The organism is Streptomyces sp. 378 (assembly GCF_030124145.1).
GTDB lineage: Bacteria > Actinomycetota > Actinomycetes > Streptomycetales > Streptomycetaceae > Streptomyces.
In genome coordinates this window covers 29,439-55,701 of sequence record NZ_JASKMS010000035.1, presented here as the reverse complement: position 1 = coordinate 55,701, position 26,263 = coordinate 29,439, and the positions used below count along the sequence as shown (strand labels likewise).

Here is a 26,263-nt window from a genome sequence, read left to right as displayed (position 1 = left end):
CGGTCAGCGGGCGAAGAAGCCGGCGAGGGAGGAGGCGAGCGCCTCCGGCGCTTCTTCGGCCACGTGGTGTCCGGAGTCGATGCCGTGACCGCGTACGTCCGGTGCCCACCGGCGCCAGATCTTCAGCGGGTTCCCGTACAGTTCTTCGAGGTCGTCCCGGAGCGACCAGAGGATCAGTGCCGGGCACCGGATCCGCACTCCGGCGGCGAGGTCGTCCTCCTCGTGTCGCCGGTCGACGGTGAGGCCGGCCCGGTAGTCCTCCAGCATCGCCCGGACCACGGCGGGGTTCCTAGTGGCCATGCGCCACTCGTCGTGGTTCTCCTGTCCCATGCTCCGCGGGTCGCCGTGATACCAACTGTCCGGGTCGGCGTTGATGACCCGCTCGGGGATCTCCGGCTGGGCGAAGAAGAACCAGTGCCACCACTGCGTGGCGAACTCCGGCGTGATGCGGGACAGATGTTCGGTGAGGGGCAGGCAGTCGATCAGTGCCACCTGGGAGACCGCGTCGGGATGGTCGAGCGCGAGACGCAACGCGACATAGCCTCCGCGGTCGTGCCCGGCGAGCGCGAACCGGGCATGGCCGAGGGAGCGCATCACCTCGACCACATCACCGGCGACGGCCCGCTTGGAGTGAGCGGCGTGGTCCGCGGTGGGCGCCGGGCCGGTGGAACGGCCGTACCCCCGGAGATCGGGGCAGACCACGGTGAAACCTCGCCGGACGAGGAGTGGGGCCACCCGATGCCAGGTCGCGGAGGTACGCGGATGGCCGTGCAGCAGCACCACCGGCGGCCCCTCCCCGCCGTGGCGAACGAGGATCGATGCCTCATCGACCTCGACCTGCCTGACCTCGAAGTCCTCGAACAAGGCCCGAACCTCCCGTTCCCGTCGACGTGTTGTCGGTGGGCGCCGGGCAGCCCCGGGCACTCACCGGACAGCACAACCCTAGGGGCGTGTGGTGAGTCTTGTGAACGATCACGTGAGCTGCCCCCGGAGGCCGGGGCGTTGAAGGACGTCATCGAGGGCAAGTGGGTGAAGTTCAGCACCAAGAAGATGGAAGAGGCCGTCGCCAAGGGCCAGGAGGCCGAAGGCGGTCCCGCGCCCGCGCCGTCCCTCGATGCTGCAACGCAGAAGAAGCTCGTGAGGGCGCTTCGCGAGGTCGTCGCCCGTGATGGGAAGTTCAAGACGACCGGCGACGGCGACGGCACCGAGCACATCGTCGCCACGGCCCCCTTCCGTACGCTGATCACCGACCTGCTCGGTGAGATCGCCTGCCGGCGAAGGACCTGCCGCCGGGCATGGGCCTGCCTACGGCCGAGGACCCGAAGGACGTTCCCGACGCCAAGGTGACGGCGGACTTCACGTTCAAGGACGGCGAGCCGTCCCAAGTGGAGGCGGACCTCGCCGAGTTGGCCGAGGGCGCCGCGGTCAAGAAGCTGGGTCTGACCGTGCGGCTGCGCGAGGGCGCCAAGCCCACCGCTCCGGCCGGTGCCACGACGCTGGACCTGAACGGACTCATGAGCGGCTTCTTCGGGGTGCCGACGTTGAACGACGCCGAGTTCGGTGAGAGCCGTCCTCCGCGACGGGGACTTCCCGCCGGACGAGATCTGATCGAGCCAAGTGAGGAATCAGGCCCAATTCCCGGAAAAAGAGTGAAGAAACCAGGGAGATCGGTCGTGTTTTCTTCGCATCGCCGGGCACGAGGAGTGACGGAGGTCGATAACTATGGTTCCCCTGCTTCTCGTTCTGCTTCTGGCTCTGGTCCTCTTCGGCGCGGGATTCGCGCTGAAGGCACTGTGGTGGATCGCCGTCATCGTGCTGGTCGTCTGGCTGCTGGGCTTCGTGATGCGCAGCGCGGACACAGGAGGCCGCAAGGGCCGCTGGTATCGCTGGTAGCCCACCGAACCGCTGCCGGCCTGTGGGCCCCGGGATCACCCGGGGCCCACAGGCATGTCCCGCCCCACCTCACGGCAGTCGCCCGGCCGTCGTGGTGCACGGCGACGGAACAGACGGCGTCGGTGTGTCCCGGGGGCCGCTTCGACGGCCGGACTCCGGCGACGGGACACGGGCGCCGGGCACGTCGGTCGGAGCGTAGATCCTTCAGGTGAGGTGGTTCGTCCGGGCCGGTCCGGCGTTGCCCGCAGCGCGACGCAGCCGGGTGAAGCCTGAGGCGCCGTCACCTTCCCGGGGCATGGATGAGGATCTCCGCCGTATCCGGCTGGGTCGGCGGCATCGATGCGCTGGAGGCGAGAGTGATGAACGAACGAGCCGGACGGACGGGCGCCCACACCATCAGTGTCCCGGTCCTCATCGTGGGCGGCTCCCTGGTCGGCCTGTCGACCTCGTTGTTCCTGGGACGGCTGGGAGTACCGCACATGCTGGTGGAGCGCCACGCAGGCACCTCCATCCACCCACGAGGCCGTGGCAACAACGTCCGCACGATGGAACTGTTCCGGGTGGCGGGTGTCGAGAAGGCGATCCGGGACGCGGCCGCCACCCTGGCCGTCAACCACGGCATCCTGCAGACGCCCACCCTGGTCGGCGACGCGGGCGAGTGGCTGTTCAGGGACATCGACCCGGGTGGTGGGCTGGCCCGCTTCAGCCCGAGCGCCTGGTGCCTGTGCAGCCAGAACGACCTCGAACCGGTCCTGCTCGACCATGCCCGCGAGCACGGGGGCGACCTGCGGTTCTCCACCGAACTGATGTCGTTCGACAGCGACGCCGCGGGAGTGACCGCCGTGGTCAAGAGCCGCGAGACAGGTGAGCACACCACCATCCGTGCGGACTACCTCGTCGCCGCGGACGGCCCGCGCAGCCCCGTGCGTGAGCAACTCGGTATCGGCCAGAGCGGCCCCGGCGACCTGTTCCACAACGTCAGCCTCACGTTCCGCTCCCGCCGTCTCGCCGATGTCGTGGGCGACCGTCACTTCATCGTCTGCTACCTGACGAACCCGGAGGCCGACGGCGCCCTGCTGCCGGTGGACAACCGCGAGAACTGGGTCTTCCACGCCCCCTGGCACCCTGAGCGCGGGCAGGCCTTGGAGGAGTTCACGGACGAGCGGTGCGTCGAACACATCCGCCGGGCGGTCGGGGTCCCCGACCTCGACGTGGAGATCACCGGCAGGGCCCCCTGGCACGCCGCTCAGCGTGTCGCCCGCAGCTATCGGTCGGGACGGGTCTTCCTGGCCGGTGACTCGGCTCATGAGATGTCCCCCACCGGCGCCTTCGGTTCCAACACCGGTATCCAGGACGCCCACAACCTGGCCTGGAAGCTGGCCGCGGTGCTCGACGGCTGGGCGGGGGAGGACCTGCTGGACACCTACGACGCGGAGCGCCGTCCCGTCGCCGAGGCCACCAGTGCGCGGGCCGCGGTCCGGTCCGCCGAGCACAGCCACCCCGGATTCGCCGCGCCCCCCGCGGCGGGCGGTGGTGGCCCTCAGAAGGGCATCCTCAACGTCGCCCTCGGCTACCGCTACCCGCAGGGGGCCGTCGTCGGCGCCGACCCTGAAGTCCCGGTGGTGCCGGAGCGCCTCGACCTGACCGGCGGCCCCGGCAGCCGGGCCCCCCACCTGTGGGTACGCCGAGGGGACGAACGGATCTCGACGCTCGACCTCTACGAGCGGTCCCTCGTGCTGCTCAGTGACGCCACTGAGCCGAACGAGTGGCACGAGGTCGCCGTGCGCCTCGCCGACAAGCTGTCCATTCCGCTCAGGTCGTACCGGGTGGGCACCGGAGCTGAGGCCGACCTGGTGCCGGAGGACGCCGCCGACTGGGCGGAGCGCCATGGGACGGGTCCCGGGGGCGCCGTGCTCGTCCGGCCCGACGGGTTCGTCGTGTGGCGGTCGCAGGGGCCGGACGCGGATGCCGAGGCGGCGCTGCACGAGGTGCTGCGGACCGCGCTGGCAGTCGCCTGATCATCCTGGGGATCCGATCGCGCAGCCGGGGCCGGCTGCGGCGCGATCTGGTCCCGGTCGGGGCGAGCCGACGGGCGGGATGTCGGCCGCCCCGACCGGGACAGAAGACCGGCGGCGCCGTTTCCCGTGATCGGTGTATGACGAAACCATCGGGACGCGAACATGTGCTCGTCACCTGTGCGGGGGAGTGCGACCGGCAGGCCGAGGACCGCGCGGATCGCCCGCTCCGTCTGGGCACTTCTCGTCCCGGGCGTCCCCGCCCCGTCACTCACCTACTTCGTCCGAGTCGCGCGATGTGCGGAGACGGCAACAGGATCGAGGAACGCTGACGTCGCACCACGGCGACCAGCGCTCACTTTCCCCTCCGCGAAGGAGATGTGCGCAGGATGACCACCACGTCCGAACAGGTGGCAGGTTCGCGGGCGCGTCAGGCGTCGCACCATGTCTCCCAGTCCGTGTTCGACGGTTCCCGGCTCCGAGTCGTCCTGCTGGTCGACGTCAACGACGGAGCCCAGCAGGAGTTCCTCGAGGCCTACGAACAGTTGTGCAATCAGGTCGCGTCCGTCCCCGGTCACGTCAGCGACCAGCTGTGCCAGTCGATCGAGAACCCCTCCCAGTGGCTCATCACCAGTGAGTGGGAGAGCGCCCCGCCGTTCCTCGCCTGGGTCAACAGCGAAGAACACGTGCGAATGGTGGAGCCGCTGCACAGCTGCGTGCGCGACACCCGGTCGTTGCGCTTCCACGTCGTCCGCGAGACCGGCGGCCCCGCGACGGACGCCGACCGGGCGGACCGCCGGCTCCAGACCGCCCCCAGGATCGGCGACGGTGTGATCCGGCACGCGCTCACCTTCACCGTCAAGCCGGGCAGCGAGGAGATCGTCGCCAAGATCCTCGCCGACTACGAGTCGCCCGAGCCGAAGGTCGACGACACCACCCGGCTGTGCCGCACCTCGCTGTTCATGCACGGCAACCGGGTGGTGCGGGCCGTCGAGGTCCGGGGCGACCTGCTGGCCGCGCTGCGTCACGTCGCCCGGCAGCCCGAGGTGCGGGCCGTCGAGGAGGCCATCAATCCCCATCTCGAGCAGGACCGGGACCTCAACGACCCCGAGTCCGCCAGGGTCTTCTTCACCCGGGCCGCACTGCCGGCCGTCCACCATGTGACAGCGGGAGAGCAGAACCCCCGGGCCGAGCGGTACGCCCTGTACTACCCGGCGCGGCCGGAGCGCGGAATGCGGCTGGCCGAACTCCTGGCCCGGCGTGACGAGGCGGCGGCGGACGACCCGCGCAGCCCGGTGCTGCGCAGCACGATCTTCCAGCGCGACGACGTCGTCGTACGGCTGATCGACGTACGCGGCCGACTCCAGGACGCCGACCCCGGCCTCCTTCTCGGTCTGTCCGACACGGCGCAGGTGGCCGAGCTGACGACGCTCCTGGAGGACGCCGCGGGCATGGACGCGCCCGTGGCGAAGGACGGCGGCCTCGACCGCCTCCTCGAACGGGCGCGCATGGATCTCGTCACCGACCGCCGGTCGCCCGACGCCTGACCCGCCATCAAGCGGGAGGGGCGGTGCCTGCCTCTCCCGCGTCGGTGCAGCACCCCAACGGAGGAACCCGTGATCACATCTCGTCCCAACATCGTGAGCCTGAGCGACGTCGAGCCCAACCGCCGGCGAGGCGGTGACCTGCGCGCCATGCTCACTCCGGCCGCGGTGGGCGCCACCAGTGGATTCATGGGCGTGGCCCTCATCGAACCCGGCGACCGCATCGGTGAGCACTACCACCCGTACTCCGAGGAGTTCGTGTACGTGGTGTGCGGACAGCTCGAAGTGGACCTGGACGGGGAGCCGCATCCCCTCCAGCCCGAGCAGGGGTTGCTGATTCCCGTCAACATGCGCCACCGCTTCCGCAACGTCGGCAAGGTGGAGGCCCGGCTGGTCTTCCACCTCGGCCCCCTGGCGCCGAACCCGCCGCTGGGCCACGTCGACACCGAGGAGACGGAAGCCGAGGCCGCGGTGGTGGGAGCGGAGGCGGCCGAGCGACGTCAGGTCCGGTCATGACGAGGCGGGTGGTGGTCACCGGCATAGGCATCGTCGCTCCCGGCGGCATAGGCGTGCCGGCCTTCTGGGATCTCCTGTCGGCCGGGCGCACGGCGACTCGGGCCATCACGTTCTTCGACCCGTCCGGACTGCGCTCGCGGATCGCCGCCGAGTGCGACTTCGACCCCCTGGCCCACGGCCTGGAGGTGCGCGACGTGGAACGGTGCGACCGCTACATCCAGTTCGCCCTGGTCGCGGGGGACGAAGCGGTGCGGGACGCGGGTCTCGACCTCGGCGCCGAGGACCCGTGGCGGGTCGGCGTCTCCCTGGGCACCGCGGTCGGCGGCACGACCCGGCTGGAAAACGACTACGTCCTGGTCAGCCACGGTGGGCAGCGCTGGGACGTGGACCACCGGGAAGCGGGAGCGCACCTGCAGCGCGCCTTCACGCCCAGCACGCTCGCCTCCACCGTGGCGGAGCGGTTCGGAGCGCGGGGCCCGGTGCAGACCGTCTCCACGGGCTGCACGTCCGGGCTCGACGCGGTCGGGTACGCCTTCCACACCGTGGAGGAGGGCCGGGCCGACGTCTGTATCGCCGGCGCCTCGGACTCGCCGATCTCCCCGATCACCATGGCCTGCTTCGACGCGATCAAAGCCACCTCCTCGAACAACGACGACCCGGCGCACGCCTCGCGTCCCTTCGACGCCGACCGCGACGGATTCGTCATGGGAGAGGGCGGCGCCGTACTCGTCCTGGAGGAGCTCGAGCACGCCAGGGCCCGCGGCGCCCAGGTGTACTGCGAACTCGGCGGCTACGCCACGTTCGGCAACGCCTACCACATGACCGGCCTCACCAGCGAGGGCGTGGAGATGGCCCGCGCCATCGAGGACGCCCTCGACCACGCACGGCTCGACCCCACCGCGATCGACTACGTCAACGCGCACGGGTCGGGCACCAAGCAGAACGACCGCCATGAGACGGCCGCGGTGAAACGGGTGCTGGGCCCGCACGCCTACGAGACGCCGATGAGTTCCATCAAGTCGATGGTGGGCCACTCCCTGGGCGCCATCGGAGCGATCGAACTCGTCGCCTGTGTGCTGGCCCTGACCCACCAGGTGGTACCGCCGACCGCGAACTACCAGACACCCGACCCCGAGTGCGACCTGGACTACGTCCCACGCGTCGCCCGCGAGCGCAAGCTCGACAGCGTGCTCTCGGTGGGCAGCGGATTCGGCGGCTTCCAGTCCGCGGTGGTCATGAACCGGCCGAGGGAGAAGACACGATGAGCGAACCTCGCCCAGGGCGCGCGGTCGTCACGGGAATCGGTGTGATCGCGCCCAACGGAGCCAGTACCGAGACCTTCTGGAAGTCCACCAGGGAAGGCCTCAGCGTCCTGGACCGGGTCACGCGGGAGGGCTGTGAGCAGCTGCCGCTGCGGGTCGCGGGCCAGGTGCGCGACTTCGATCCGTCGGCGGCGATCGAGGAACGCTTCCTGGTTCAGACCGACCGGTTCACACACTTCGCGATGGGCGCGGCCGACCTCGCGCTGGACGATGCCCAGCTCCACCGGGCCGAGACCGACGGCGCCCCGTATTCCGTGGGCGTGGTCACCGCGGCCGGCTCCGGCGGCGGCGAGTTCGGGCAGCGTGAACTCCAGCGGCTGTGGGGCAAGGGCAGCCGCTTCGTCGGGCCCTACCAGTCCATCGCCTGGTTCTACGCCGCGAGCACGGGCCAGATCTCCATCCGCCGCGGCTTCAAGGGGCCCTGCTCGGTCGTCGCCGCCGACGAGGCCGGCGGTCTGGACGCCCTCGCCCACGCGGCGCGCGCCGTGCGGCGCGGCACCGATGTGATCGTGGCCGGGGCGACCGAGGCGCCGATCGCCCCCTACTCGGTCGTCTGCCAACTCGGCTACGAGGAACTCAGCACGCTCGACGACCCGGCCCGCGCCTACCGCCCGTTCACGTCCGCGGCCTGCGGGTTCGTGCCCGCGGAGGGCGGAGCCATGGTCGTGGTGGAGGCGGAGGGCATGGCCCGGGAACGGGGCGTGCGGGTGCGGGCCCACCTGGCCGGGCACGCGGCGACGTTCACGGGCGCCTCCCGCTGGGAGGAGTCCAGGGAAGGACTCGCCCAGGCCGTCCGGGGAGCTCTCGCGGAGGCCGACTGTGCCCCCGAGGAGATCGACGTGGTCTTCGCCGATGCCCTCGGCGTGCCGGAGGCGGACCGCGCCGAGGCCCTGGCCATCGCCGATGCTCTCGGCGCCCACGGCACCCGGGTGCCCGTCACGGCGCCGAAGACCGGGATCGGCCGGGGTTACTGCGCGGCGCCGCTGATGGACACCGCGGCGGCGGTGCTGTCGATGGAGCACGGCCTGATCCCGCCCACCCCCAACGTCTTCGACATCTGCCACGACCTCGACCTCGTGACCGGCCGCGCCCGGACCGCCGAGGTACGCACGGCGCTGGTGCTGAGCCGCGGACTCATGGGGTCGAACTCGGCGCTCGTGCTGCGGCACGGCGTCACCGGCGCCTCGTCCTGAGGAGCCACGGAACAACAGAGGAAGGGAATGGCATGACGGACCGCATCACTGTGGAAGAGCTGGCCGAACTCATGAAGAAGTGCGCCGGTGCCCCGGTCACGCCGGAGGAACTCCGGCGCGACGGGGCGGACTTCGAGTCCATGGGCGTCGACTCATTGGGCCTGCTGGGCATCGTGGGCGAGCTGGAGAACCGGTACGGCACGCCGATGCCCACCGACGCCGAACGCTCCAAGACGCCCCGGCAGTTCCTCGACCTCGTCAACAGTGCCCTGATGGCAGGAGCATGAGATGGCCGGACACACGCAGAACGAGATCACCATCGCGGCACCCGTGGACCTGGTCTGGGACGTGACCAACGACCTGGAGAACTGGCCGCAGTTGTTCAGCGAGTACGCCTCCGTCGAGATCCTCTCCCGGGAGGGCCGCAGGACGACCTTCCGGCTGACGATGCACCCGGACGAGAACGGCACCGTGTGGAGCTGGGTCTCCGAGCGTGAGCCGGACCGCGAGACACTCACCGTCAAGGCCCGCCGGGTCGAGACGGGTCCCTTCGCCCACATGGACATCCACTGGCGGTACGAGGAGGTACCGGCCGGCACGCGCATGGTCTGGACGCAGGACTTCGCGATGAAGCCGGACGCGCCGGTCGACGACGCGTGGATGACGGACAACATCAACCGGAACTCGAAGGTGCAGATGGGCCTGATCCGCGACCGTATCGAGAAGATCGCCGCCGAGCGCGGTGCCAGCCCCGGTCTGACCGACTGAGCCGGACGGAGAACAGACCCATGCACCAAGCTCTGATCGTCGCCCGGATGGCGCCGGGATCGGCTCCCGACATCGCCAAGGTGTTCGAGGAGTCCGATCGCGGGGAGCTGCCGCACCTGGTCGGCGTGACCCGGCGCAGCCTCTTCCAGTTCGGCGATGTGTACATGCACCTGATCGAGTCCGAGCGCGAGCCCGGACCCGCCATCGCCGGGATCACCGGGCATCCCGAGTTCCGGGACGTCAGCGAGCGGCTGTCCGCATACGTCAGCGCCTACGACCCCGACACCTGGCGTTCCCCGAAGGACGCCATGGCGCAGCGCTTCTACCTCTGGGAGCGCGAGCCGGCCGGCTGACCACCGCCGGCACTCGACGGCCGCCGGGTCCGCAGCGTCGCGGACCCGGCGGCCGTCGGTCTGCCCGCAGCGGGAGCCCCGGGATCACCGGGTCCCACGGGGCGCGGTCGAATCAGCCGGGGATGTGGCAGTCGAACGCGTGCAGGTAGGGGTTGACCGGGCTGATGTCGTCGATGACCAGGCCCGCCTCGGTGAGCCGGTCCACCATGCTCTGGGTGGTGTGCTTCGCCCCACCGACGTTGAGGAGCAGCAGCAGGTCCATCGCGGTGCTGAACCGCATCGACGGCGAGTCGTCGACGAGGTTCTCGATGACCACCACCCGCGTCCCGGGGCCGCCGGCCTCGCGGACGTTGCGCAGGGTGCGGGCCGTGCTCTCGTCGTCCCACTCCAGGATGTTCTTGATGACGTAGACGTCGGCCTTCACCGGGACGGCCGTCCGGACGTCGCCGGGCACCACGTCGGCACGGTCCGCGAGGTCGCCGCCCGCACGCAGTCTCGGCACGGCGTGCTCCACCACGCGGGGGAGGTCGAGCAGCGTCCCGCGCATGCCCGGGTACTTGTCGAGCAGGCTGGCCACCACGTGACCCTGGCCGCCGCCGATGTCGGCGACCGACGCGCATCCCGTGAGGTCGAGGAACTCCGCGACGTCGCGAGCCGACTGCACGCTGGAGGTCGTCATGGCGCGGTTGAAGACGTCGGCCGACTCCGGGGCGTCCTCGTTCAAGTAGGGGAAGAACTCCTTGCCGTACAGATCCTCCACCACGTTGCGGCCGGTGCGCACCGCCTCGTCCAGCTTCGGCCAGACGTCCCAGGTCCACGGCTCGGTGCACCACAGTGCGATGGCGCGCAGGCTGTTGGGGTCGTCCTCGCGCAGCAGCCGGGAGACGTCGGTGTGCGCGAACGTCCCGTCCGGGCGTTCGGCGAAGACGCCGTAACAGGACAAGGCCCGCAGGACGCGTCGCAACGGGCCGGGTTCGGTCTTCACCGTGGCCGCGATGTCCTCCACGGCCATGGGGCTGTCACCGAGGGCGTCGGCGACGCCCAGCCGGGCGGCCGCGCGGAGGGCGGCGGCACATGCCGCCCCGAACGCGAGCTCCCGCAGCCGCATGGACGGCGGAGGAGCGGGCTGAGTGGTCGTCATGTGCCGCCTTTCTACTTGCATTCCACGTGGGTCATGTGAAGCACGAGGGTGTCCGCGCGGTCGTGGCAACCCTCAGGTTCGCGCAGCTCGACGGTGGGCGCTCAGCACAGGCCGGCGGGCTTGGACGACAGGCAGGAGTTGCCGTGGAACGTGTTGTCCTTGCCGAGGTCGGTGTTGACCAGGTCCGCCGGGGAGTTGCCCTGCAGCAGGTTGTCGCTGATCCGGTTCCGCTCGCTGGGCGTGCCGACAAAGCTCTTGAACACGACGATGCCGCCCGACAGCGGGGACGTGCCGATGTTGTCCCGGATCTCGTTGCGGGTGATCAGGTTGTCGTCGGTGCCGGTCAGGACGATGCCCGAGCCCTGCAGGGCGTCCAGCCGGGCGGTCTTCGGGCAGGACTTGTTGTTGCGCTCGATGCGGTTCTCGCGCACGGTCACGAGGCCGGCCTTGGGCTTGTTCTCGTCGCCGACGACGAAGAGACCCGCGCAGTTGCCGGTGAGGTGGTTGCCCGCGACGGTCAGGTTGCGCAGCCGGCGGACGGTGACACCGATCCGGTTGCCCTCCAGCCGGTTGCGCTCCACCACCGTGCCCCCGGTCTCCGCGGCTCCCTCCTCCTCCGTCACCGTGTTGGCGAGGAAGAGGCCGGCGTCGCCGTTGTCCCGGGCGATGTTGCCGCGGAACACACCACGGGCCGAGCGCTCCGAGGCGATGCCCCACACCCCGTTGCCGACCGCGGCGACGTTGCGCACGGTCAGCTCGTCGGCCGCATGGGCGTGCACCCCGGTCTTGGGGAAGCCGGTCACCGTCAGGGAGGCGATGGTGACACCGTCGACGGTGTGGTCCTTCGTGCCCGTGACGCAGATGCCGTTCCCGGCCGCGGCGCAGTTGTCGGCGGCCTTCCCGGTGCCCGATCCGCCGCGGGCGGCGCTCGTGCCCGCCCCGGGCCGGAGCACCGTGCCGTGGCCCATGCCGCGCAGGGTGATTCCGGGCGTGGCCACGGTGACGCTTCCGCGGTGGGTGCCGTACGCCAGCAGCACGGTGTCTCCCGGCCGGGCGGCGTCCACCGCCTTCTGGATCGATTCCCCGGGTCTCACCAGATGGAGCGTGTGGGCGGCGGTCGACGGAACGGCGCCGAGGCCTGTCCCGAGGAGCGCGGCCGCGCACGACAGGTATGCGATATGGCATTTGTTCATACCGCGCAGGGTATGTCCGTGAAGGGCGTGAACCAGTGATATGGGCCATCCGGTGGCGTGGCCCTACGAGGACGTACCGGGCCGGTCCGTGTGGTCGGGGTGTCCACCGGTGCGCCGCTCTTCCTTCAGCTCGGCCTCGTACAGGTGGTCCTTCCCGTCGGCCAGTTCCTGGCGGGCCTTCCTTTCCGCGGCTTTGAACGGCTCGTAGTACGTGTCGTTGTAGGCCTCGATGATCTGGAAGGTCCAGTGCCCCGGAATGACGTTGCGGCCCAGGATGTCGTGCCGGACCCGTTCCGCCCATTCGGGGTGTCCGGCCTCGCGCAGAAGGTCCACCGCGCGGTCCAGCTCGAAGTCGGCCCCGCCGGTCAGTTGGTGGAAGGCGTAGAGGTGGCCTCGCGCGCGTTCGGTCGTCTCCAGGGCCTTGGACAGGGCGCCCAGGGCTCGCACGGTGGTGTCGGTCGTGCCGGGCGGGCGGCGGTGGGCTGCGTCGGGTCCCTCGTGGTGATCACTCATGTAGGACTGAATGCCCTGCCGGCTGCCGCCCGCATCACCCGCATTCGGGCGATGCCGCATCCGCGCCCCCGGACACCGGTCGCCCCGTGGGTGCATCCGGCGTACGGGGTGGCCTCGAACGGTGGGTGAGGGTTCGGGACGACGTCCCGTTCGAGTGCCTGCCGACGCGAGGGATACGGGAGGCGGCGCACTCCCGGGCCCCCGCGCGGCGGCGCGGAGGGCCCGGTCCGCAACACGCCGCGGCAGGCACCGTGGACGCCGGCCCGCCGTGACGCCCACGTGGAGCACCCTGGGCCGCGCGTCGCCGGGCCCGGCGTCCGCTCAGCGGCGGTGTCCGCCGAGCAGAGTGCACACCGCGTTCTCCTCGACCGCGCGGAGCCGTTCCAGGAGGGCGGGGTCGACTGCCCTGTTCACCTGTGTGGTCAGCGAGAAGGTGAGGGAGTTGCGGCCGTCGGGGGTCGCGGCGATCAGCTGGGTGTAGCCCGGGAAGTTGCCGGTGTGGCCGAGTACGGTCCCGCAGCGGGTGTCGTAGCGGAAGATGCCGAGCCCCGCCCTGTTGCGGCCGGGACCGGCCGGTTCGGAAGCGCCCTCGATCCAGCGGCGCTGCTCGCGCAGCACGGCCTGCGACGTGAGCCGTCCGGCGGCGTAACCGCGGATGAAGCGCGTCATGTCCCGCGGAGTGGAGACGATGCCGCCCGAGGCCCACACGCCGGATGCGCTGAGCGCCTCGCTGACGTCCTCCGGCGGCTCGACGGCGTAACCGTGCATGTACGGTTCCGGCATCTCGTAGCCCAGGGGGAGGCTCGTGTCGCGCAGGCCGAGCGGCCGGTAGACGATCCGGCGCAGGAGTTCCTCGTACGGCCACCGGGTCGCGGCCTCCGCCATCAGCGCGACGGCGATGTTGTCGGAGTTGGAGTACCTGTACCGCGCCCCGGGGCGGAAGCGCAGCGGTTCGTCCGCGACGAAGTCCAGCAGTCGGCGGGGGTCGAAGGTGCGGCGCGGGTCTTCCTGCAGCAGTGCCAGGAACTCGGGGTCCTCGCTGTAGTCGGGCAGCCCGCTGGTGTGGTTCAGCAACTGCCGCAGAGTGACCGAGCGCCAGGCGCGCGGCAGCCCGGGCAGCGTACGGCCGATGGTGCTGTCGAGGCCGAGCGCGCCCTCCTGCACCAGACGCAGTGCCACGGCGCCGCTGAACGCCTTCGCCGTACTGGCGATCCGCATGTGGTCGGTGGGTTCGATCGGGCGGCCGGTCTCCAGGTCGGCGACACCGGCGCGCAGAACACGCGGGGCGCCGCCCCGGTGCAGTACGACGATCACCCCGGGTGGTCCTGCGGGAGTGGCGACCAGCTCTTCGAGCTGCCGTTGCAGGGCGTCTTCACCGGTGCCGCCGGAGCGGCCGGCAACGGCGCCCGCGGACGGGGCGAGGAGCAGCCCGCCGAGGCAGGAGGCGCCGAGCAGGGCCACGAGGGACAGCCGCAGGAGGCGAGGACGAGGGCGGGCACCGGTACGGGTACGGGCGCCCGGGCGGGGGAGGGGCATGAGGGTCCCGGAAGGGTCGGAGGGCCAGGAACTCCCTCAGCATCGGCGGGGACCACGCTCACGCGCTCGGCGAGCTTGCTCTGTCCGGCCGCGCGGCCGCTCTCAAGGGCAGGTCCGGCCCACCCCCGGAGCACTCGCCGATGCCGGGGTCCCTCCCGGCGCTCAGAAGGCGTAACGCACCCGCAGCCACGGCGCATGGCGTTCGATCAGGGTGCGCAGGGCCTGCACCGCCTCACCCTTGACCGTGTTGCGGTAGCGGAGGTTCAGGGCACCGTTCTCGGAGCGCTTGGCCTGCTGGAGTTCCGGCCGCCACAGGACCTCCTCGGCGCGGGGATGCCAGCCGAGGTTGACCTCGTGCAGCTCCCGGTTGTGGGTGAGCATGATCACCTCGGCGGCGGCTTGCCGCTTCACCCGCTGGGGCAGGACGTCGTCGAGGTGGACGAGCAACTCGGCCCATGCCTCCTGCCAGCCGGGGCGGACGACCACGGGGGAGAGGTTGAAGTGGACCTCGTACCCCGCGTCCAGGAAGTCCGCCGCGGCGCCGATACGCTCCGCGACGGGCGAGGTGCGCACATCGAGCAGCCGGGCGTCGTCCGGCGGCATGAGCGAGAAGCGGATGCGGGTGCGGCCCCGCGGGTCCAGGGCCAGCAGGTCGGGATTGACGAACTTGGTGGCGAAGGACGCCTTGGCCGTGGGCCACTGCCGGAACGCGTGCACCAGATCCGCGGTGTTGTCGCAGATCAGCGCGTCCACCGAGCAGTCGCCGTTCTCCCCGATGTCATACACCCACGCCTTCGCGTCGCACTGGTTCGGCTCGGGCTTGCGACCCTGCCGTGCCACGTGCCGGGCGAGCTGGGCGATGATCCGGTCGACGTTGGTGAAGACGGTGATCGGGTTGGCATACCCCTTGCGCCGGGGCACATAGCAGTAGGCGCAGGCCATGGCGCAGCCGTTGGACGTGCCGGGGGCGATCCAGTCCGCCGACCGGCCGTTGGGGCGTGTGGTGAGGGTCTTCTTCTCACCCAGGACCAGCGTCTCCCCCTTGATGCGCACCCAGCGTTCGATGTTCCCCTCGTTGCCGTGCAGGCCGGGGACGCGCCAGTGGGACTCCACCATCGTCACCCGTGCGTCGGGGAAGCGGGCCCGCACCTGCCGCCCCCGCGGGGACGCGGCAGCGGCGGGCTCGGCGTAGATCTCACGCACGGGCAGCAGTCGGCGGGCCGTGGGGGAGCCGCGGAAGGACGGCCGCTGGTCGGTCACCGCGGGTCCAGGGGCGAGGGCGTCGAGCCCGAACAGTGAGCCGGAGTCGTCGTCCGGGCTGCCGGACGGGTGGTGCATGAGTGCTCTTCCGTAGGAATCGGGGCGAAGGATGAAGGGATTCGATTCCCGTCACTCAACTGTACGAGGGGGCGTGGCTGAGCGCCGGGAACAGCGGGGCGCGTGGGTTCCGCCCCCGAGGGAACCCGTCGCTGCGACGGACCCATGACGAGAGCGGGGTGACCGCAGATGTCGAATCCACAGCAGCCGGAACAGCGACGCAGCGGCAAGGGCGGCGCGACACCGCAGGACAGCGCCGACATCAAGGCCGGGCAGGACCGGACCGAAGGCGGCCGGGCCCATGGCCAGGACAAGGGTGACAAGGGCGGTGGCGAAGGCGGAGGCGTGCCGCCGGACCAGCGGCCGGAGCACCCCTGATGACACGGCGTGAAGCCGGTCGGATCGGCGCTGAGCCCGGCTGGCGTCCTCAGCCGTTGTGCTGAGGCCTCGCTGAGAAGGGCCGCCAGTTGTGCTGCGACCTCACCGACCGAAGGGCCGCCAGGTGTGTCCTGGCGGCCCTTCGGCGTGGGTGCTGCCCGCTGCGACGGCCGGAGCGCCCACCGCAGGGAGGGGAGCCCGCGGCCGACGCGTCCATCGTTACGCTCCGCGCGAGCTCCGCCCCGGGCCAGCCGCCCGGCCGGATGACCGCGCGGACGCAGCCGTCGCCCTTCTCCTTGAACATCTCGTAGGCCCGCGGCGCCTCCTCCAGGGACACCGTGTGGGTCGCCAGATGGGAGGTGCTCAGTTCACCGGCCGCCAATCGGTCCAGCAGCATCGGGATGTATCGCTGCCCGTGCTGCCGGGCGCCCCGGATCGTCAGGCCCTTGTCGATCACCCGCGCCCAGGGGGAAGGCCGTGGCCATGACGCACGCCGCACCACGGTGGTGGCCGCGTTTCCGGCCGGTGCCGGCGGGCACTCGCCGCGCCATGAATCAGAGTCGTCCACCGATCGCTGACAGCTCGCTCGCTCTCCTGGCCAAGGGATACGCATGGCTGCCCGACCGGAGGCGCCGCACCGACGCCCCACTCGTGCGCACCCGACTCATGGGACGGCAGGCCGTCGCCCTGCACGGCCCCGAGGCGGTGCGATTCTTCTACGACGAGCGGAATGTGGAGCGGCGGGCAGCGCTGCCCGGGCCGGTGCTGAGCTCGCTGTTCGGGCACGGAGCCGTGCACACCCTGGACGGGCGGGACCACCGCGTGCGCAAGGAGATGTTCCTGTCCCTCCTCACCGGGGCGGAGGCGGTCGCCGGTCTGGTGGACCGCGTCGCAGCGGAGTGGGACGAGGCGGTGGAGTCGTGGCCCGGCCGCCGGGTCGTGCTGTTCGACGAGACGAGCCGCATCCTCACCAAGGGCGTGTGCCAGTGGGCCGGACTCGTCGTCGAGGACCCCGGCCCACTGGCCCGGGATCTGGTCGCCATGGTCGACGGTTTCGCCACACCCGGGCCGCGCCACTGGCGGGCCCGCCGGGCCCGTGCCCGCTGCGAGGCCTGGCTGGGACGTCTGGTCGAGGACGTACGGGCGGGCGCCGTCGCGGCGCCGGCCGGGTCGGTACTGGAGGGGATCGTCCGGCACCGGGACGCCGACGGCGGGCTCCTCGACCCGCACACGGCCGCGGTCGAACTGCTCAACGTCATCCGCCCGACCGTCGCCGTGTGCTGGTTCGTCACCTATGCCGGTCACGCGCTGCGCCGCAGGCCGGACCTGCGGGAACGCCTGCTCGGCGACGACCCCGCCTACGCCGTGGCCTTCGCCCACGAGCTGCGGCGCTTCTACCCCTTCGCGCCCTTCCTGGGCGGCCGGGCCGTCACCGACCTCGAGTGGCAGGGCGAACCGATCCCGTCCGGCACGCTGATTCTGCTCGACCTCTACGGGCAGAACCACGACCCCGCCCTCTGGAAGGATCCGTACGCCTTCGAACCGCAGCGCTACCTGGCGAGGCCGCCCGAGGGCGACGAACTGATCCCGCAGGGAGGCGGTGACCGCGACACCGGTCACCGCTGTCCCGGCGAGGACGTCACGATCGCGCTGCTGCGAGCCCTCGGGCCACGCCTGGCCCGCCTGGAGTACGACGTGCCCGAACAGGACCTGCGCATCCCGCTCAACCGCATGCCGACCCGCGTCCGCAGCGGCTTCGTCATGGACGCCGTCCGGCTGCCGGTGCCCGCGCACGGGTCTGCGCGGACGGCATCGTGAGGACGAACCCGCCCCGGCCCGGTCGGCCGGGGCGGGACCCCAGGCCGACCGGACCGGCTCCCACAGCCCGGGCCGGGGGCATCCGCGTCGCGCGTGAGGCGGCGGCTGAGGCGGGGCAGACGCACGGTCGCAGGCCGCACCGCGCGGGTACGGCGGGGTCCACCGGCCCTCCGGCTCGGGTCTCGACCTGCGCGTGCCTGAGCATGTGGCTCGAGTGGCGCTGCCCGCGGTGTCCGCGCCCGTGTGGCTCGGGGTCTGGACCTGCGCGTGCCTGAGGATGTGGCTCGCGTGGCGCTGCCCGCGCCCGCGCGACTCCCTTCAGACTCCCGCCCGCTCTTGCTCCGCCGTGCCGCCCGGGTCGTACCCGTCAAGCGCCGACCGGGCGCCCCATCCGCCGCCCGGCGGCCACGGCCGCTCCCGCCAGTGTGGCCGCGACGGCGGTCCTGCGGATCGCGGTACGCCGTCGGCCGCCCCAGCCTCCGTGCGCCGCCCCTTCCCCCGGGGCCGGGACGTGCAGTGTGCCGTGCGTGGCCGGGGCCTCCTCGTCGTGGGACAGATGGGTCTGGTCCGTCTGTCGCGCCATGGCCCGTTCCGCGAGTCCCGGCGCCATCCGCGACTGGCGCACCAGCGCCCGGCCGGCGGGCCCGACCACCACTTCGCGATGTGGTCGGCGGACGAGACGCACCACAGCCCGGGCGACTCGCTCGGGGGTGTAGACGGGCGGCATGGCCACCACCTTGCGCCCGGTGTAGTTGGCCGCCTGCCCGAAGTGCGGGGTGTCGATGGTGGCGGGCAGTATCGTGCAGACGTGAATGCCCTTCACTCCCTCCACCCGCAGCTGCTGTCGAAGGCTTGAGCCGAGTCCGCGTACGGCATGCTTGGACATGCCGTACGGGTGGCTGTACGGCTGCGCCACGGCACCCACGATGCTGGATATGTTGATCAACGTGCCGGTGCCCTGCTCGCGCATCACCGGCAGAGCCGCTCGGGCCCCGTGGACGTAGCCCATGACGTTGACGTCCAGGACCTTGCGGAAGTCCTCCAGCGGCACGTCCTCGAAACGGCCGAAAGCGTTGACGGCCGCGTTGTTCACCCAGACGTCGATCCGGCCGAACTCCTCCACCGCACGCCGCGCCAGGCCCTCGACCGCCTTGAAGTCCGTCGTGTCGGTCGGCACGACGAGGGTCCGCGCCCCGCGATGCTTCGCGCACTCCTGGGCCGTGGCCTTCAGCGCCTCCTCGCGTCGCGCGGCCAGCACCACGGCGCAGCCCTTGCGCGCGAAAGCCACCGCCGCGGCCCGTCCGATCCCGCTGGACGCCCCGGTCACCACCACCACGTGGTCTCGCAAGCGCATCCCGAACCTCCTCACGTCTGCCCGAGCAGGGCGCTCGTGCCCGCCTTCGCGGCGGACCGAGTACCCGGCAGAGCGGAGTCACCGCCTCTGTCGCCGTTTCCGGGAGACCGGGGAGCCTGTGCCGGCGAGCCAGGGTGGCGCTTCGATATCTGTGTCCGCCGGGTCAGAATTTGGCGAACCGGGCAGGCAGCTTTATTGCGGTGTTGATCCGGCAGAGATCTCTACATGTGCCCGGGCCGTTTCAGCGTGCTACTGTCGTTCTCAGTTGCAGTTGTGGTTCCCGAATTTCACATGCTCCTGACCGGCCTTCGGGTCGCTGGAAGCGCATTTGTTTTCCGGTCTTTTTCCGGGCGGGGTCATCATCGCGGCGACACGGTGTCCGTACAGTGCGGGCACCGATGCACTGCCCCAAAGGAGATTGACATGGCTACTGGTACCGTGAAGTGGTTCAACGCGGAAAAGGGTTTCGGCTTCATCGAGCAGGAGGGTGGCGGCGCTGACGTGTTCGCCCACTACTCGAACATCGCCGCCCAGGGCTTCCGCGAGCTGCTGGAGGGCCAGAAGGTGAACTTCGACATCACGCAGGGCCAGAAGGGTCCGCAGGCCGAGAACATCGTTCCCGCCTGACGCTGACTGTCGCGTACGTGCAGCTGGGGCCCGCATCCTTCGGGGTGCGGGCCCCAGCTGCGTGCTTTTTGCCGCAGTGCTCCCTTACCGGACACCCCGGAATCGGAGACACGCCGTAGCCGAGTCCACTCGGTTTCGATTGTGCAGTTCGGTCATTCTTGTGTTTCTCCGTGCTCATCGCTGCGGAAATTCCTTGACTGCGCCGCATCGAGGAAGGTTCCGCATGAACCGCACACACACGAACGACCGCTTCACCCCCGACCGTGGCGAAAATGCCGCCCCCGGGAAAAGTGGCGGGCGATCCGCCACCGCGGCTTGGAGCCGCCGCCCGATCCGCTCCGGTGCCCCCGGCCGCCGTCCCGCAGCGGTACAGGGCGAGTTCGCCCTCCCCACGACGATCACCCCGGCGATGCCCGCCGCGGCGAGCTTCGCCGATCTCGACATGCCCGTGGAGCTGCTGGCCGAACTCGGCCGGCAGGGCGTGACCGTGCCGTTCCCGATCCAGGGTGCGACCCTCCCCAACTCCCTCGCCGGACGCGACGTCCTCGGCCGGGGGCGTACCGGTTCCGGCAAGACCCTCGCCTTCGGGCTGGCCCTGCTGGCCCGCACGGCTCGGCAGCGTGCCGAGCCCCGGCAGCCGCTGGGGCTGATCCTCGTGCCCACACGTGAACTCGCGCAGCAGGTCACCGACGCGCTCACGCCGTACGCCCGAGCCTTGAAGCTGCGTCTGGCCACGGTCGTGGGCGGCGTGTCGATCGGCCGTCAGACGAGCGCGCTGCGCGGCGGTGCCGAGGTCGTCGTCGCCACCCCGGGACGTCTGAAGGACCTCATCGAGCGCGGTGACTGCCGACTGGACCAGGTGTGCGTCACCGTGCTCGACGAGGCGGACCAGATGGCCGACATGGGCTTCATGCCGCAGGTCACCGCCCTGCTCGACCAGGTGCGCCCCGCAGGGCAGCGCATGTTGTTCTCCGCGACGCTCGACCGCAACGTCGACCTGCTGGTGCGCCGTTACCTGAGCGACCCGGTCGTACACTCCGTCGATCCGTCCGCCGGCGCCGTCACGACGATGGAGCACCACGTGCTCCAGGTCCACGGCGCCGACAAGCACGCGGCCACCACCGAGATCGCCGCACGCGACGGCCGGGTGCTCATGTTCCTCGACACCAAGCACGCCGTCGACCGCCTCACCGAACACCTTCTGGCCAGCGGGGTGCGGGCCGCCGCCCTGCACGGCGGCAAGTCCCAGCCCCAGCGCACCCGCACGCTGACGCAGTTCAAGAACGGACACGTCGGCGTGTTGGTCGCCACGAACGTCGCCGCACGCGGCATCCACGTCGACCACCTCGACCTCGTCGTCAACGTCGATCCCCCGACCGACCACAAGGACTACCTCCACCGCGGCGGCCGCACGGCCCGCGCCGGCGAGTCCGGCAGTGTCGTCACCCTCGTCGTTCCGCATCAGCGCCGCGCCATGGACCGCCTCATGGCCACGGCCGGCATCGTCCCGCAGATCACCCAGGTCAGCTCCGGCGATGAGGCCCTGCACCGCATCACCGGCTCCAGGACGCCCTCCGGCGTCCCCGTCGTCATCGCCGCACCGGTCGTCGAACGCCCCAAGCGCCGCGCCACCACCCGCGGTCGGCGCAGCCCCGCCTCCGCGGCACGGCGTGCGTCCGCACAGCGGTCCACCGGCGTCGCGGCAGCGTAGAACCGTCCAGATCAGGAAGCCGACGCCCCCAGGAGGCACCTCTTGACGCCGACCCGAACGCAGCACCACGCGATCAACGCCGAACTGCCGCACAGGATGGCGGCCGACGCCATGGAGGCGGCCGGTCCGCAGGTCTGGGACGACATGACCGTGGAGGTGGCGCTGTCCGTCATGGCAGCCGCCCGCTCGGGTCACCTCGTCGTCTGTGACGAGGACGGCCAGTGCACGGGCATGGTCACCCACGCCCGGCTGACCGACGTCTGCGACGGCCTCGGATTCACCAACCGGGTCCGGCTGCGCGACATCGTCGGTGACGACGAGTCCTTCGCCACGCCGCTCACCACCATCGCCGACGCCGAGCGCACGATGCGCCACCGGCGGCTCGGGGCCCTGCCCGTGGTCGACGAGCACGGCAACGCCCTGGGCGTGCTCGCCCTCTCACACTGACCCGCCTGACCTGCCTGACCCGCCTGATCCGCGGCCGGCTCTCGCCCCTCTCCCTTCCCCTCTTCTCCCTGTGAGGCATCATGCGCTGCGTCATCGCCCGTTTTCCGTTCGACCTGACCAAGAACGGCGTGCTGGAAACGATGAAGGGTGTCAAGCCCGAGCCGGTCGTCGGCGACTCCGTCATCGTCGGGCGGCGGCACTACCCCGCCAAGCAGGTCGGCCGCGTGATCACTCGTCAGGACCCCCGCGACTTCAGCACGGGCGAAGTGCTGCGGGCCATGACGCAACTGGGCTTCACCTGCCGCACCCTTCCCAAGGCCGCGCCCACGAGGCTCGTCGATCCGCTCCAGCGGGCTTCCGCGATGCTCGGCGGCTCCGAGTCGGCGTGACCTCCACGTCGGTGGCACCCGTCGTCCATCAGGTGAACCGTCATGCCGCCGAACGGGAGCACACCTTCGCCGGCTCTGACGCATGCGCGGGTCGTCCATGACACGGCGTGGTGATGCGTTCGGTGGGAGGTCCCCGTCTTCTGCCGGTCGCCCCCATAGCGTGGGCGGCAGCCATAGAAGGGAGGCCGCCATGCCGGACCAGCCGATGCGTCCGCTGGGTACGGCGATGCGGGAGGTCACGTTCCCGGACCAGTCCCGCGGGATCATCCTGGTGCAGGCGGGAACGCCGCAGGACGAGGCCGATGTCATGGCCGCACGCGTGTGGGCCGAGCTGCGGAAGGGCTAGAGACGACGGGGGCGCCTCACCCGTCGGACGGGTGGGGCACCACCGCTCGCGGCCGTGGCCCCTGGTCCGCCGTGGTCGACCGGCTCGCTCACATCAGCCGGCCCGCCGGATGCCCGCCGGGATCGTCGGCCAGCACGATGCCGGCTTTCACACGCTTGCCGACCGGTTCGCGGTGGATCTCGAAACTGCGGCACACGGCCATCACGATCTCCAAGCCGTGTTTGCCGACCCGGTGCGGATCGGCCTCCTGGGGCACCGGCAGGGCGGGATCGCTGTCCCAGACGCTGATGTCCACGGTGCCGTCGCAGACCTCCACATCGAGCAGGCACGGGCCGGGAGCGTACTTGTGCGCGTTGGTCACCAGTTCGCTGACCACCAGCTCCGCCAGGCCCATCGCACGTTCCGAAACGGGGATCCCGTGAACGGCCTGCACCTCGGTCATGAAACGGCGGGTCGCATCGCGTGCTTCACCGATCCGTTCCCCGCTCTCCAGGGCGATCGAGGACCGGAGAGGACGGCCGACCAACGGCTGGTCCTCGTTTTCGCGCACCACTGACCCCATACCGCCACCCTCGTCCTGAGCAACCCGGCTAAGGCGTTCGACTACCCCCGAAACGCGGCCACACACAACTGACACGTTCGGTAGCCGCGGTGGAACATGTGAAGTCCGTCAGCCGTGGTCCGGAAGGGCTCATGGCGTCGTCGTGGTGCACGTAGGCTCGCGATGCGCGCGGTCGACCGGGGCGCGCCGGGCCTGTGCCCGACGGGGTGACGAAGGAGCGTTCCGCTGTGACGCACGCGCACGAGGAAGTCCTGGCCAGGATCGCCGAAGGGCTCGTCTACACCGAGTCGGAAGCGGCCTTCCAGGCCTCTCGGCGGCGCACCGAGCAGATCTTCGAGTACAACCACACCCCACCGAGCGAAACGGAGAAGCGCCGAGCGCTGCTCGTCGCCGTCTTCGGCTCGGGCCGTGGGGGACGTCGTGACCGTGCCGGAGACGTACGGGCTCGGGCCGATCGAGGTGACGGCGATCGGCGGCGGCGAGGTCGAGATGGTCGCGAGGCTCACGGGGTCGGGATTCAGCGTTTCCGGCTGTTCCGGTGGGGGCGGCACGTCGTCGGAGGGGGGAGGCGGTGTCCGGCTCAGCTGCGGCGAGGGGCCCGCGGCGACCATCAATGACGCCATGAGCCTGAAGGTCGCCGACGTCCTCGGCAAGGTCGCCGTCCTCCGCATCGAACCCTCCGGGTGACGGCTGAGAACAAGGGACAACAAGGGGGGCGTCGTTCGGCCCGGATGGGTCCGGGCTCACGCCTGCTTCGGTCATGGCCGCTCATGCGGGGTGCCACTGCCCCCACGCCCGCAGCTCACCGCAGGGGCGCGGGGTCGCGACCGGTCCCCTGCTCCGGTCGCGACCCCGCGAGTGGGTTGCCCGGGTCGGTCAGGAGCCGCAGCAGCCGCCTGGCGGGGTGTCCTCGGCAGGCACCCCGACCGTGCCGGGGGCGACGAGCCGGAGGGACTGCGGTGCCGGGGCGCAGCAGCCGCCGCCGTCGGCCTGTGCGGTGTCGGGGGCGTCGAAGAGTCCGGCGCCGCCGCATACCCCGGTCTCCGGGAGGGTGAGTTCCACGCGGTCGGCCGCGTCGATGTCGCCGGCGATCGCGGCGGCGACGGAACGGACCTGCTCGTAGCCGGTCATGGCGAGAAAGGTGGGTGCGCGGCCGTAGGACTTCATCCCGACGAGATAGACGCCGGGCTCCGGGTGGGACAGCTCGCGGTGGCCATGGGGGTAGACGGTGCCGCAGGAGTGCTGGTTGGGGTCGATCAGCGGGGCCAGGGCGACGGGCGCCTGGAGGCGCTCGTCGAGGGCCAGGCGCAGCTCGTCCAGGAAAGACAGGTCGGGGCGGAAGCCGGTCAGCACGATCATCTCGTCGACCGCGTCCAGGCGGCGGCCGTCCTCACCGACGAGGACCAGGCGGCCGTCGGTGGCGCGCTCGATCATCTCCGCGCGGAAGCCGGTGACCGCATCCGCGTGTCCCTGGTCGACGGCGGCCTTCGCCGCCATACCGAGGGCGCCGCGCGCGGGGAGCTGGTCGGCTTCTCCGCCCCCGAAGGTGGACCCCGAGATGCCCCGCCGCAGGATCCACACTCCCTTCGTCCCGGCGCCGTCGTCCGACGTGGCGAGGTCGGCGAGGTAGGCCAGGGCGGTGAAGGCGGAGGCGCCGGAGCCGATGACGGCGGTGCGCTTGCCCGCGTACCGGGCCCGGACGGCCGGGTCGTCGAGGTCCGGTACGCGATAGGCGATCCGGTCGGCCGCGGCCTTCTCGCCGAGGGCGGGCAGCCCGCTGCCACCGGCCGGGCCGGGCGTGGCCCAGGTGCCGGAGGCGTCGACGACGGCGCGGGCGAGAACGCGCTCCTCATGGCCGTCGGCATAGGCGATCTGCACGAGGAACGGCTGCTGCTCCCGGTCGGCGTCCACGATGCGGTCCCGGCCGCTGCGCGAGACGCCGGTGACCGTCGCACCGAGACGGACGCGGGTGCCGAGGACGTCGGCCAGCGGGCGCAGGTAGAGGTCGGCCCAGTCGCCGCCGGAGGGGTAGGTGGCCGGGTCGGGGTGTGTCCAGCCGGTGGGGGAGAGGAGCTTCTCGGCCGCCGGGTCGACGACCTCGCCCCAGGTGGAGAACAGGCGCACGTGCGCCCACCCGTCCACGGCGGTCCCGGCGGTGCGGCCGGCTTCCAGGACCAGGGGTTCGATGCCCTGGTCGAGCAGATGGGCGGCGGCGGCCAGACCCACGGGCCCGGCCCCGATCACCACGACGGGCAGTTCGGCAGGCGCGTTCACGGCGACTCCTTGCGTGTTTCGACATCCGTCGATGGCTTGTGCGGCCCAGCATGGCATCTGTATCGATGAACGTCAACATAGACATTCATCTAACTGATGGCCGGGTGTGTGTGCTTCCTGGTCGGCGGCGGGCGGCCCGGGCGCGCCGCGGGCGACGGTTTGCCGCACCGTGGCTCGCACCGGGAAAATTACGATCGGCCACCTTGGTTCGATGTGTGTCAACATAGACGCATGCCGAATGCGAAGACGTTGCCGCTGCTCGAAACCGGCGGTCAGGGTGTCGCCCCGTGCTGCCCGCCGCTGACCGAGCGCCCGATGAGTGCCGAGGAGGCCGAGACGGCCGCGCGGATGTTCAAGGCGCTCGGCGATCCGGTGCGCCTGCGACTGTTCTCCGCCGTGGCCTCGCACGAGGGCGGGGAGGCGTGCGTGTGTGACATCTCCGACGTCGGCGTCTCCCAGCCCACGGTCTCCCACCACTTGAAGAAGCTGAAGGAGGCCGGGCTGCTGACGTCCGAGCGGCGTGGCACCTGGGTGTACTACCGGGTCGAGCCGTCGGTGCTGGCGGCCATGGGAAAGCTGCTGGCCATGCCGGCCGCGGCCTGACGCCCGCCGCGGGCCTCGTCGGCACCGTGGCCACTCGCGGCCTCACGGCCGGTGCCGTCGCTCGACACCTCCCGCATCCGGCGCGGCAAGGGCGTCGGCCCGACCGGCCCTCGGTACACCGGTGCCCCGCGGCCCTGACGGTCCCTTCACAGCAGCGGCCGGCCGCGCCGACGTTGCGCGATCTCGCCGACGGCGTCTCGGGCCGGGCGTCCCACACCGATCAGAGTGGCCGACGCCGGCCCCGTCCAGTCCTCGTGACCGAGCAGGTGCAGCCGAAGCTCGCCCAGAGCGCGGGGGCCGTCGGTGGGAACGGGCCCGTGCCCGTCCCGCAGGTTCAGCGGGGCGAGGTGGGCCAGAGCGGGTCGGAGGCCGGTGCGCCGGATCGCCGCGTCCGCGCCGGTGCGGCTGCCGTCGGCCCACTGGGCACCGTCGGCAGATGTCGCCGAGGCG

At 71.2% G+C, this 26,263-nt stretch carries 29 protein-coding genes and 2 pseudogenes; 20 read left to right on the top strand and 11 right to left on the bottom strand.

Going from position 1 to position 26,263, the window contains the following annotated elements; genetic code table 11:
- Positions 1 to 3: 3 nt before the first annotated feature.
- The gene (locus QNO09_RS33805) at positions 4 to 864 is read right to left on the bottom strand and encodes an alpha/beta fold hydrolase (RefSeq protein WP_283974045.1); all 861 of its coding nucleotides are present in this window, start codon (positions 862 to 864) and stop codon (positions 4 to 6) included.
- Positions 865 to 1,002: 138 nt separating this feature from the next.
- Between QNO09_RS33805 and QNO09_RS33800 the strand changes: the two genes are divergently transcribed.
- The 10 genes from QNO09_RS33800 (at position 1,003) to QNO09_RS33755 (ending at position 9,604) form a co-directional block, all read left to right on the top strand.
- Positions 1,003 to 1,347 (top strand): hypothetical protein, encoded by a 345-nt coding sequence (locus QNO09_RS33800; RefSeq protein ID WP_283974044.1) that lies wholly within the window; start codon positions 1,003 to 1,005, stop codon positions 1,345 to 1,347.
- A gap of 375 nt (positions 1,348 to 1,722) precedes the next feature.
- Positions 1,723 to 1,893 (top strand): DUF5670 family protein, encoded by a 171-nt coding sequence (locus tag QNO09_RS33795; RefSeq protein WP_102911389.1) that lies wholly within the window; start codon positions 1,723 to 1,725, stop codon positions 1,891 to 1,893.
- A 359-nt stretch (positions 1,894 to 2,252) separates the two neighbouring features.
- Positions 2,253 to 3,911 carry an FAD-dependent oxidoreductase gene (locus QNO09_RS33790; RefSeq protein WP_283974043.1) on the top strand — a complete coding sequence of 553 codons (1,659 nt, stop codon included), beginning with the start codon at positions 2,253 to 2,255 and terminating at the stop codon, positions 3,909 to 3,911.
- A 386-nt stretch (positions 3,912 to 4,297) separates the two neighbouring features.
- A complete protein-coding gene (locus tag QNO09_RS33785) occupies positions 4,298 to 5,455 on the top strand; it encodes a SchA/CurD-like domain-containing protein (RefSeq protein ID WP_283974042.1) in 1,158 nt (385 codons plus the stop codon).
- 69 nt (positions 5,456 to 5,524) lie between these two features.
- On the top strand, positions 5,525 to 5,968 hold the full coding sequence (locus QNO09_RS33780) for a cupin domain-containing protein (protein WP_283974041.1): 444 nt from the start codon (positions 5,525 to 5,527) through the stop codon (positions 5,966 to 5,968).
- Positions 5,965 to 7,233: a beta-ketoacyl-[acyl-carrier-protein] synthase family protein gene (locus tag QNO09_RS33775; protein WP_283974040.1), complete on the top strand. Its 1,269-nt coding sequence runs from the start codon at positions 5,965 to 5,967 to the stop codon at positions 7,231 to 7,233. Before QNO09_RS33780 ends, QNO09_RS33775 begins: the two co-directional genes overlap by 4 nt.
- The gene (locus tag QNO09_RS33770; RefSeq protein ID WP_283974039.1) at positions 7,230 to 8,483 is read left to right on the top strand and encodes a ketosynthase chain-length factor; all 1,254 of its coding nucleotides are present in this window, start codon (positions 7,230 to 7,232) and stop codon (positions 8,481 to 8,483) included. The genes QNO09_RS33775 and QNO09_RS33770 overlap by 4 nt, the downstream gene beginning before the upstream one ends.
- 32 nt (positions 8,484 to 8,515) lie before the next feature.
- A complete protein-coding gene (locus QNO09_RS33765; RefSeq protein ID WP_283974038.1) occupies positions 8,516 to 8,770 on the top strand; it encodes an acyl carrier protein in 255 nt (84 codons plus the stop codon).
- Position 8,771: 1 nt separating this feature from the next.
- A complete protein-coding gene (locus QNO09_RS33760; RefSeq protein WP_283974037.1) occupies positions 8,772 to 9,251 on the top strand; it encodes an SRPBCC family protein in 480 nt (159 codons plus the stop codon).
- A 20-nt stretch (positions 9,252 to 9,271) separates the two neighbouring features.
- Positions 9,272 to 9,604 (top strand): TcmI family type II polyketide cyclase, encoded by a 333-nt coding sequence (locus tag QNO09_RS33755; protein WP_283974036.1) that lies wholly within the window; start codon positions 9,272 to 9,274, stop codon positions 9,602 to 9,604.
- A gap of 112 nt (positions 9,605 to 9,716) precedes the next feature.
- On the opposite strand, the gene QNO09_RS33750 is transcribed toward QNO09_RS33755, so the two are convergent.
- The 5 genes from QNO09_RS33750 to QNO09_RS33730 form a co-directional block, all read right to left on the bottom strand.
- On the bottom strand, positions 9,717 to 10,745 hold the full coding sequence (locus tag QNO09_RS33750) for a methyltransferase (protein WP_283974035.1): 1,029 nt from the start codon (positions 10,743 to 10,745) through the stop codon (positions 9,717 to 9,719).
- A 101-nt stretch (positions 10,746 to 10,846) separates the two neighbouring features.
- The gene (locus QNO09_RS33745) at positions 10,847 to 11,938 is read right to left on the bottom strand and encodes a right-handed parallel beta-helix repeat-containing protein (protein ID WP_283974034.1); all 1,092 of its coding nucleotides are present in this window, start codon (positions 11,936 to 11,938) and stop codon (positions 10,847 to 10,849) included.
- A 63-nt stretch (positions 11,939 to 12,001) separates the two neighbouring features.
- Positions 12,002 to 12,451: a hypothetical protein gene (locus tag QNO09_RS33740; protein ID WP_283974033.1), complete on the bottom strand. Its 450-nt coding sequence runs from the start codon at positions 12,449 to 12,451 to the stop codon at positions 12,002 to 12,004.
- 321 nt (positions 12,452 to 12,772) lie between these two features.
- Complete coding sequence (locus QNO09_RS33735; RefSeq protein WP_283974032.1) at positions 12,773 to 13,987, bottom strand: serine hydrolase domain-containing protein; 1,215 nt, start codon at positions 13,985 to 13,987, stop codon at positions 12,773 to 12,775.
- A 162-nt stretch (positions 13,988 to 14,149) separates the two neighbouring features.
- Complete coding sequence (locus QNO09_RS33730; RefSeq protein WP_283974031.1) at positions 14,150 to 15,325, bottom strand: spore photoproduct lyase family protein; 1,176 nt, start codon at positions 15,323 to 15,325, stop codon at positions 14,150 to 14,152.
- A 168-nt stretch (positions 15,326 to 15,493) separates the two neighbouring features.
- Here QNO09_RS33730 and QNO09_RS33725 point away from each other — a divergent pair, with 168 nt between their 5' ends.
- Entirely contained in the window at positions 15,494 to 15,682 is a 189-nt protein-coding gene (locus QNO09_RS33725) for a hypothetical protein (protein ID WP_283974030.1), read from the top strand.
- A gap of 49 nt (positions 15,683 to 15,731) precedes the next feature.
- Here QNO09_RS33725 and QNO09_RS33720 read toward each other — a convergent pair whose 3' ends face one another.
- Positions 15,732 to 16,139, bottom strand: a complete 408-nt coding sequence (locus QNO09_RS33720) for a hypothetical protein (RefSeq protein WP_283974029.1) — start codon at positions 16,137 to 16,139, stop codon at positions 15,732 to 15,734.
- Between the two features lie 92 nt (positions 16,140 to 16,231).
- On the opposite strand from QNO09_RS33720, the gene QNO09_RS33715 reads away from it, so the two are divergent.
- Complete coding sequence (locus QNO09_RS33715; protein ID WP_283974028.1) at positions 16,232 to 17,500, top strand: cytochrome P450; 1,269 nt, start codon at positions 16,232 to 16,234, stop codon at positions 17,498 to 17,500.
- A 367-nt stretch (positions 17,501 to 17,867) separates the two neighbouring features.
- Here QNO09_RS33715 and QNO09_RS33710 read toward each other — a convergent pair whose 3' ends face one another.
- Positions 17,868 to 18,854: an SDR family oxidoreductase gene (locus QNO09_RS33710; protein WP_283974027.1), complete on the bottom strand. Its 987-nt coding sequence runs from the start codon at positions 18,852 to 18,854 to the stop codon at positions 17,868 to 17,870.
- A gap of 423 nt (positions 18,855 to 19,277) precedes the next feature.
- Between QNO09_RS33710 and QNO09_RS33705 the strand changes: the two genes are divergently transcribed.
- The 5 genes from QNO09_RS33705 (at position 19,278) to QNO09_RS33685 (ending at position 22,374) form a co-directional block, all read left to right on the top strand.
- A complete protein-coding gene (locus QNO09_RS33705) occupies positions 19,278 to 19,481 on the top strand; it encodes a cold-shock protein (protein WP_283974026.1) in 204 nt (67 codons plus the stop codon).
- A gap of 223 nt (positions 19,482 to 19,704) precedes the next feature.
- Positions 19,705 to 21,192 carry a DEAD/DEAH box helicase gene (locus QNO09_RS33700; RefSeq protein ID WP_283974025.1) on the top strand — a complete coding sequence of 496 codons (1,488 nt, stop codon included), beginning with the start codon at positions 19,705 to 19,707 and terminating at the stop codon, positions 21,190 to 21,192.
- A gap of 96 nt (positions 21,193 to 21,288) precedes the next feature.
- On the top strand, positions 21,289 to 21,639 hold the full coding sequence (locus QNO09_RS33695) for a CBS domain-containing protein (protein ID WP_283974082.1): 351 nt from the start codon (positions 21,289 to 21,291) through the stop codon (positions 21,637 to 21,639).
- An 80-nt stretch (positions 21,640 to 21,719) separates the two neighbouring features.
- Positions 21,720 to 22,028 (top strand): SCO5918 family protein, encoded by a 309-nt coding sequence (locus tag QNO09_RS33690; RefSeq protein ID WP_283974024.1) that lies wholly within the window; start codon positions 21,720 to 21,722, stop codon positions 22,026 to 22,028.
- A 190-nt stretch (positions 22,029 to 22,218) separates the two neighbouring features.
- Complete coding sequence (locus QNO09_RS33685) at positions 22,219 to 22,374, top strand: hypothetical protein (protein WP_283974023.1); 156 nt, start codon at positions 22,219 to 22,221, stop codon at positions 22,372 to 22,374.
- Positions 22,375 to 22,462: 88 nt separating this feature from the next.
- Here the strand turns inward: QNO09_RS33685 and QNO09_RS33680 are convergent, their stop codons facing one another.
- A complete protein-coding gene (locus QNO09_RS33680; protein ID WP_283974022.1) occupies positions 22,463 to 22,924 on the bottom strand; it encodes an ATP-binding protein in 462 nt (153 codons plus the stop codon).
- Between the two features lie 206 nt (positions 22,925 to 23,130).
- On the opposite strand from QNO09_RS33680, the pseudogene QNO09_RS33675 reads away from it, so the two are divergent.
- Positions 23,131 to 23,280 (top strand): annotated as a pseudogene (locus tag QNO09_RS33675) (hypothetical protein); the annotation flags it as partial.
- A 64-nt stretch (positions 23,281 to 23,344) separates the two neighbouring features.
- Positions 23,345 to 23,623, top strand: coding sequence for a hypothetical protein (locus tag QNO09_RS33670; RefSeq protein WP_283974021.1), 279 nt, complete (start codon positions 23,345 to 23,347; stop codon positions 23,621 to 23,623).
- 189 nt (positions 23,624 to 23,812) lie between these two features.
- Here the strand turns inward: QNO09_RS33670 and QNO09_RS33665 are convergent, their stop codons facing one another.
- A complete protein-coding gene (locus QNO09_RS33665; protein ID WP_283974020.1) occupies positions 23,813 to 25,210 on the bottom strand; it encodes an NAD(P)-binding domain-containing protein in 1,398 nt (465 codons plus the stop codon).
- Positions 25,211 to 25,441: 231 nt separating this feature from the next.
- Between QNO09_RS33665 and QNO09_RS33660 the strand changes: the two genes are divergently transcribed.
- Positions 25,442 to 25,813, top strand: a complete 372-nt coding sequence (locus QNO09_RS33660) for an ArsR/SmtB family transcription factor (protein ID WP_283974019.1) — start codon at positions 25,442 to 25,444, stop codon at positions 25,811 to 25,813.
- Positions 25,814 to 25,959: 146 nt separating this feature from the next.
- Here QNO09_RS33660 and QNO09_RS33655 read toward each other — a convergent pair.
- Positions 25,960 to 26,250, bottom strand: a pseudogene (locus tag QNO09_RS33655) (pyridine nucleotide-disulfide oxidoreductase); the annotation flags it as partial.
- Between the last annotated feature and the right edge of the window lie 13 nt (positions 26,251 to 26,263).

Bases quoted from the DNA above. Each gene is read 5' to 3' on its own strand.
- QNO09_RS33795 (WP_102911389.1), top strand. From the start codon at position 1,723: ATGGTTCCCCTGCTTCTCGTTCTGCTTCTGGCTCTGGTCCTCTTCGGC.
- QNO09_RS33790 (WP_283974043.1), top strand. From the start codon at position 2,253: ATGAACGAACGAGCCGGACGGACGGGCGCCCACACCATCAGTGTCCCG.
- QNO09_RS33785 (WP_283974042.1), top strand. From the start codon at position 4,298: ATGACCACCACGTCCGAACAGGTGGCAGGTTCGCGGGCGCGTCAGGCG.
- QNO09_RS33775 (WP_283974040.1), top strand. From the start codon at position 5,965: ATGACGAGGCGGGTGGTGGTCACCGGCATAGGCATCGTCGCTCCCGGC.
- QNO09_RS33770 (WP_283974039.1), top strand. From the start codon at position 7,230: ATGAGCGAACCTCGCCCAGGGCGCGCGGTCGTCACGGGAATCGGTGTG.
- QNO09_RS33765 (WP_283974038.1), top strand. From the start codon at position 8,516: ATGACGGACCGCATCACTGTGGAAGAGCTGGCCGAACTCATGAAGAAG.
- QNO09_RS33760 (WP_283974037.1), top strand. From the start codon at position 8,772: ATGGCCGGACACACGCAGAACGAGATCACCATCGCGGCACCCGTGGAC.
- QNO09_RS33755 (WP_283974036.1), top strand. From the start codon at position 9,272: ATGCACCAAGCTCTGATCGTCGCCCGGATGGCGCCGGGATCGGCTCCC.
- QNO09_RS33750 (WP_283974035.1), bottom strand. From the start codon at position 10,745: ATGACGACCACTCAGCCCGCTCCTCCGCCGTCCATGCGGCTGCGGGAG.
- QNO09_RS33745 (WP_283974034.1), bottom strand. From the start codon at position 11,938: ATGAACAAATGCCATATCGCATACCTGTCGTGCGCGGCCGCGCTCCTC.
- QNO09_RS33740 (WP_283974033.1), bottom strand. From the start codon at position 12,451: ATGAGTGATCACCACGAGGGACCCGACGCAGCCCACCGCCGCCCGCCC.
- QNO09_RS33735 (WP_283974032.1), bottom strand. From the start codon at position 13,987: ATGCCCCTCCCCCGCCCGGGCGCCCGTACCCGTACCGGTGCCCGCCCT.
- QNO09_RS33730 (WP_283974031.1), bottom strand. From the start codon at position 15,325: ATGCACCACCCGTCCGGCAGCCCGGACGACGACTCCGGCTCACTGTTC.
- QNO09_RS33725 (WP_283974030.1), top strand. From the start codon at position 15,494: ATGTCGAATCCACAGCAGCCGGAACAGCGACGCAGCGGCAAGGGCGGC.
- QNO09_RS33715 (WP_283974028.1), top strand. From the start codon at position 16,232: ATGAATCAGAGTCGTCCACCGATCGCTGACAGCTCGCTCGCTCTCCTG.
- QNO09_RS33710 (WP_283974027.1), bottom strand. From the start codon at position 18,854: ATGCGCTTGCGAGACCACGTGGTGGTGGTGACCGGGGCGTCCAGCGGG.
- QNO09_RS33705 (WP_283974026.1), top strand. From the start codon at position 19,278: ATGGCTACTGGTACCGTGAAGTGGTTCAACGCGGAAAAGGGTTTCGGC.
- QNO09_RS33700 (WP_283974025.1), top strand. From the start codon at position 19,705: ATGAACCGCACACACACGAACGACCGCTTCACCCCCGACCGTGGCGAA.
- QNO09_RS33695 (WP_283974082.1), top strand. From the start codon at position 21,289: ATGGCGGCCGACGCCATGGAGGCGGCCGGTCCGCAGGTCTGGGACGAC.
- QNO09_RS33690 (WP_283974024.1), top strand. From the start codon at position 21,720: ATGCGCTGCGTCATCGCCCGTTTTCCGTTCGACCTGACCAAGAACGGC.
- QNO09_RS33685 (WP_283974023.1), top strand. From the start codon at position 22,219: ATGCCGGACCAGCCGATGCGTCCGCTGGGTACGGCGATGCGGGAGGTC.
- QNO09_RS33660 (WP_283974019.1), top strand. From the start codon at position 25,442: ATGCCGAATGCGAAGACGTTGCCGCTGCTCGAAACCGGCGGTCAGGGT.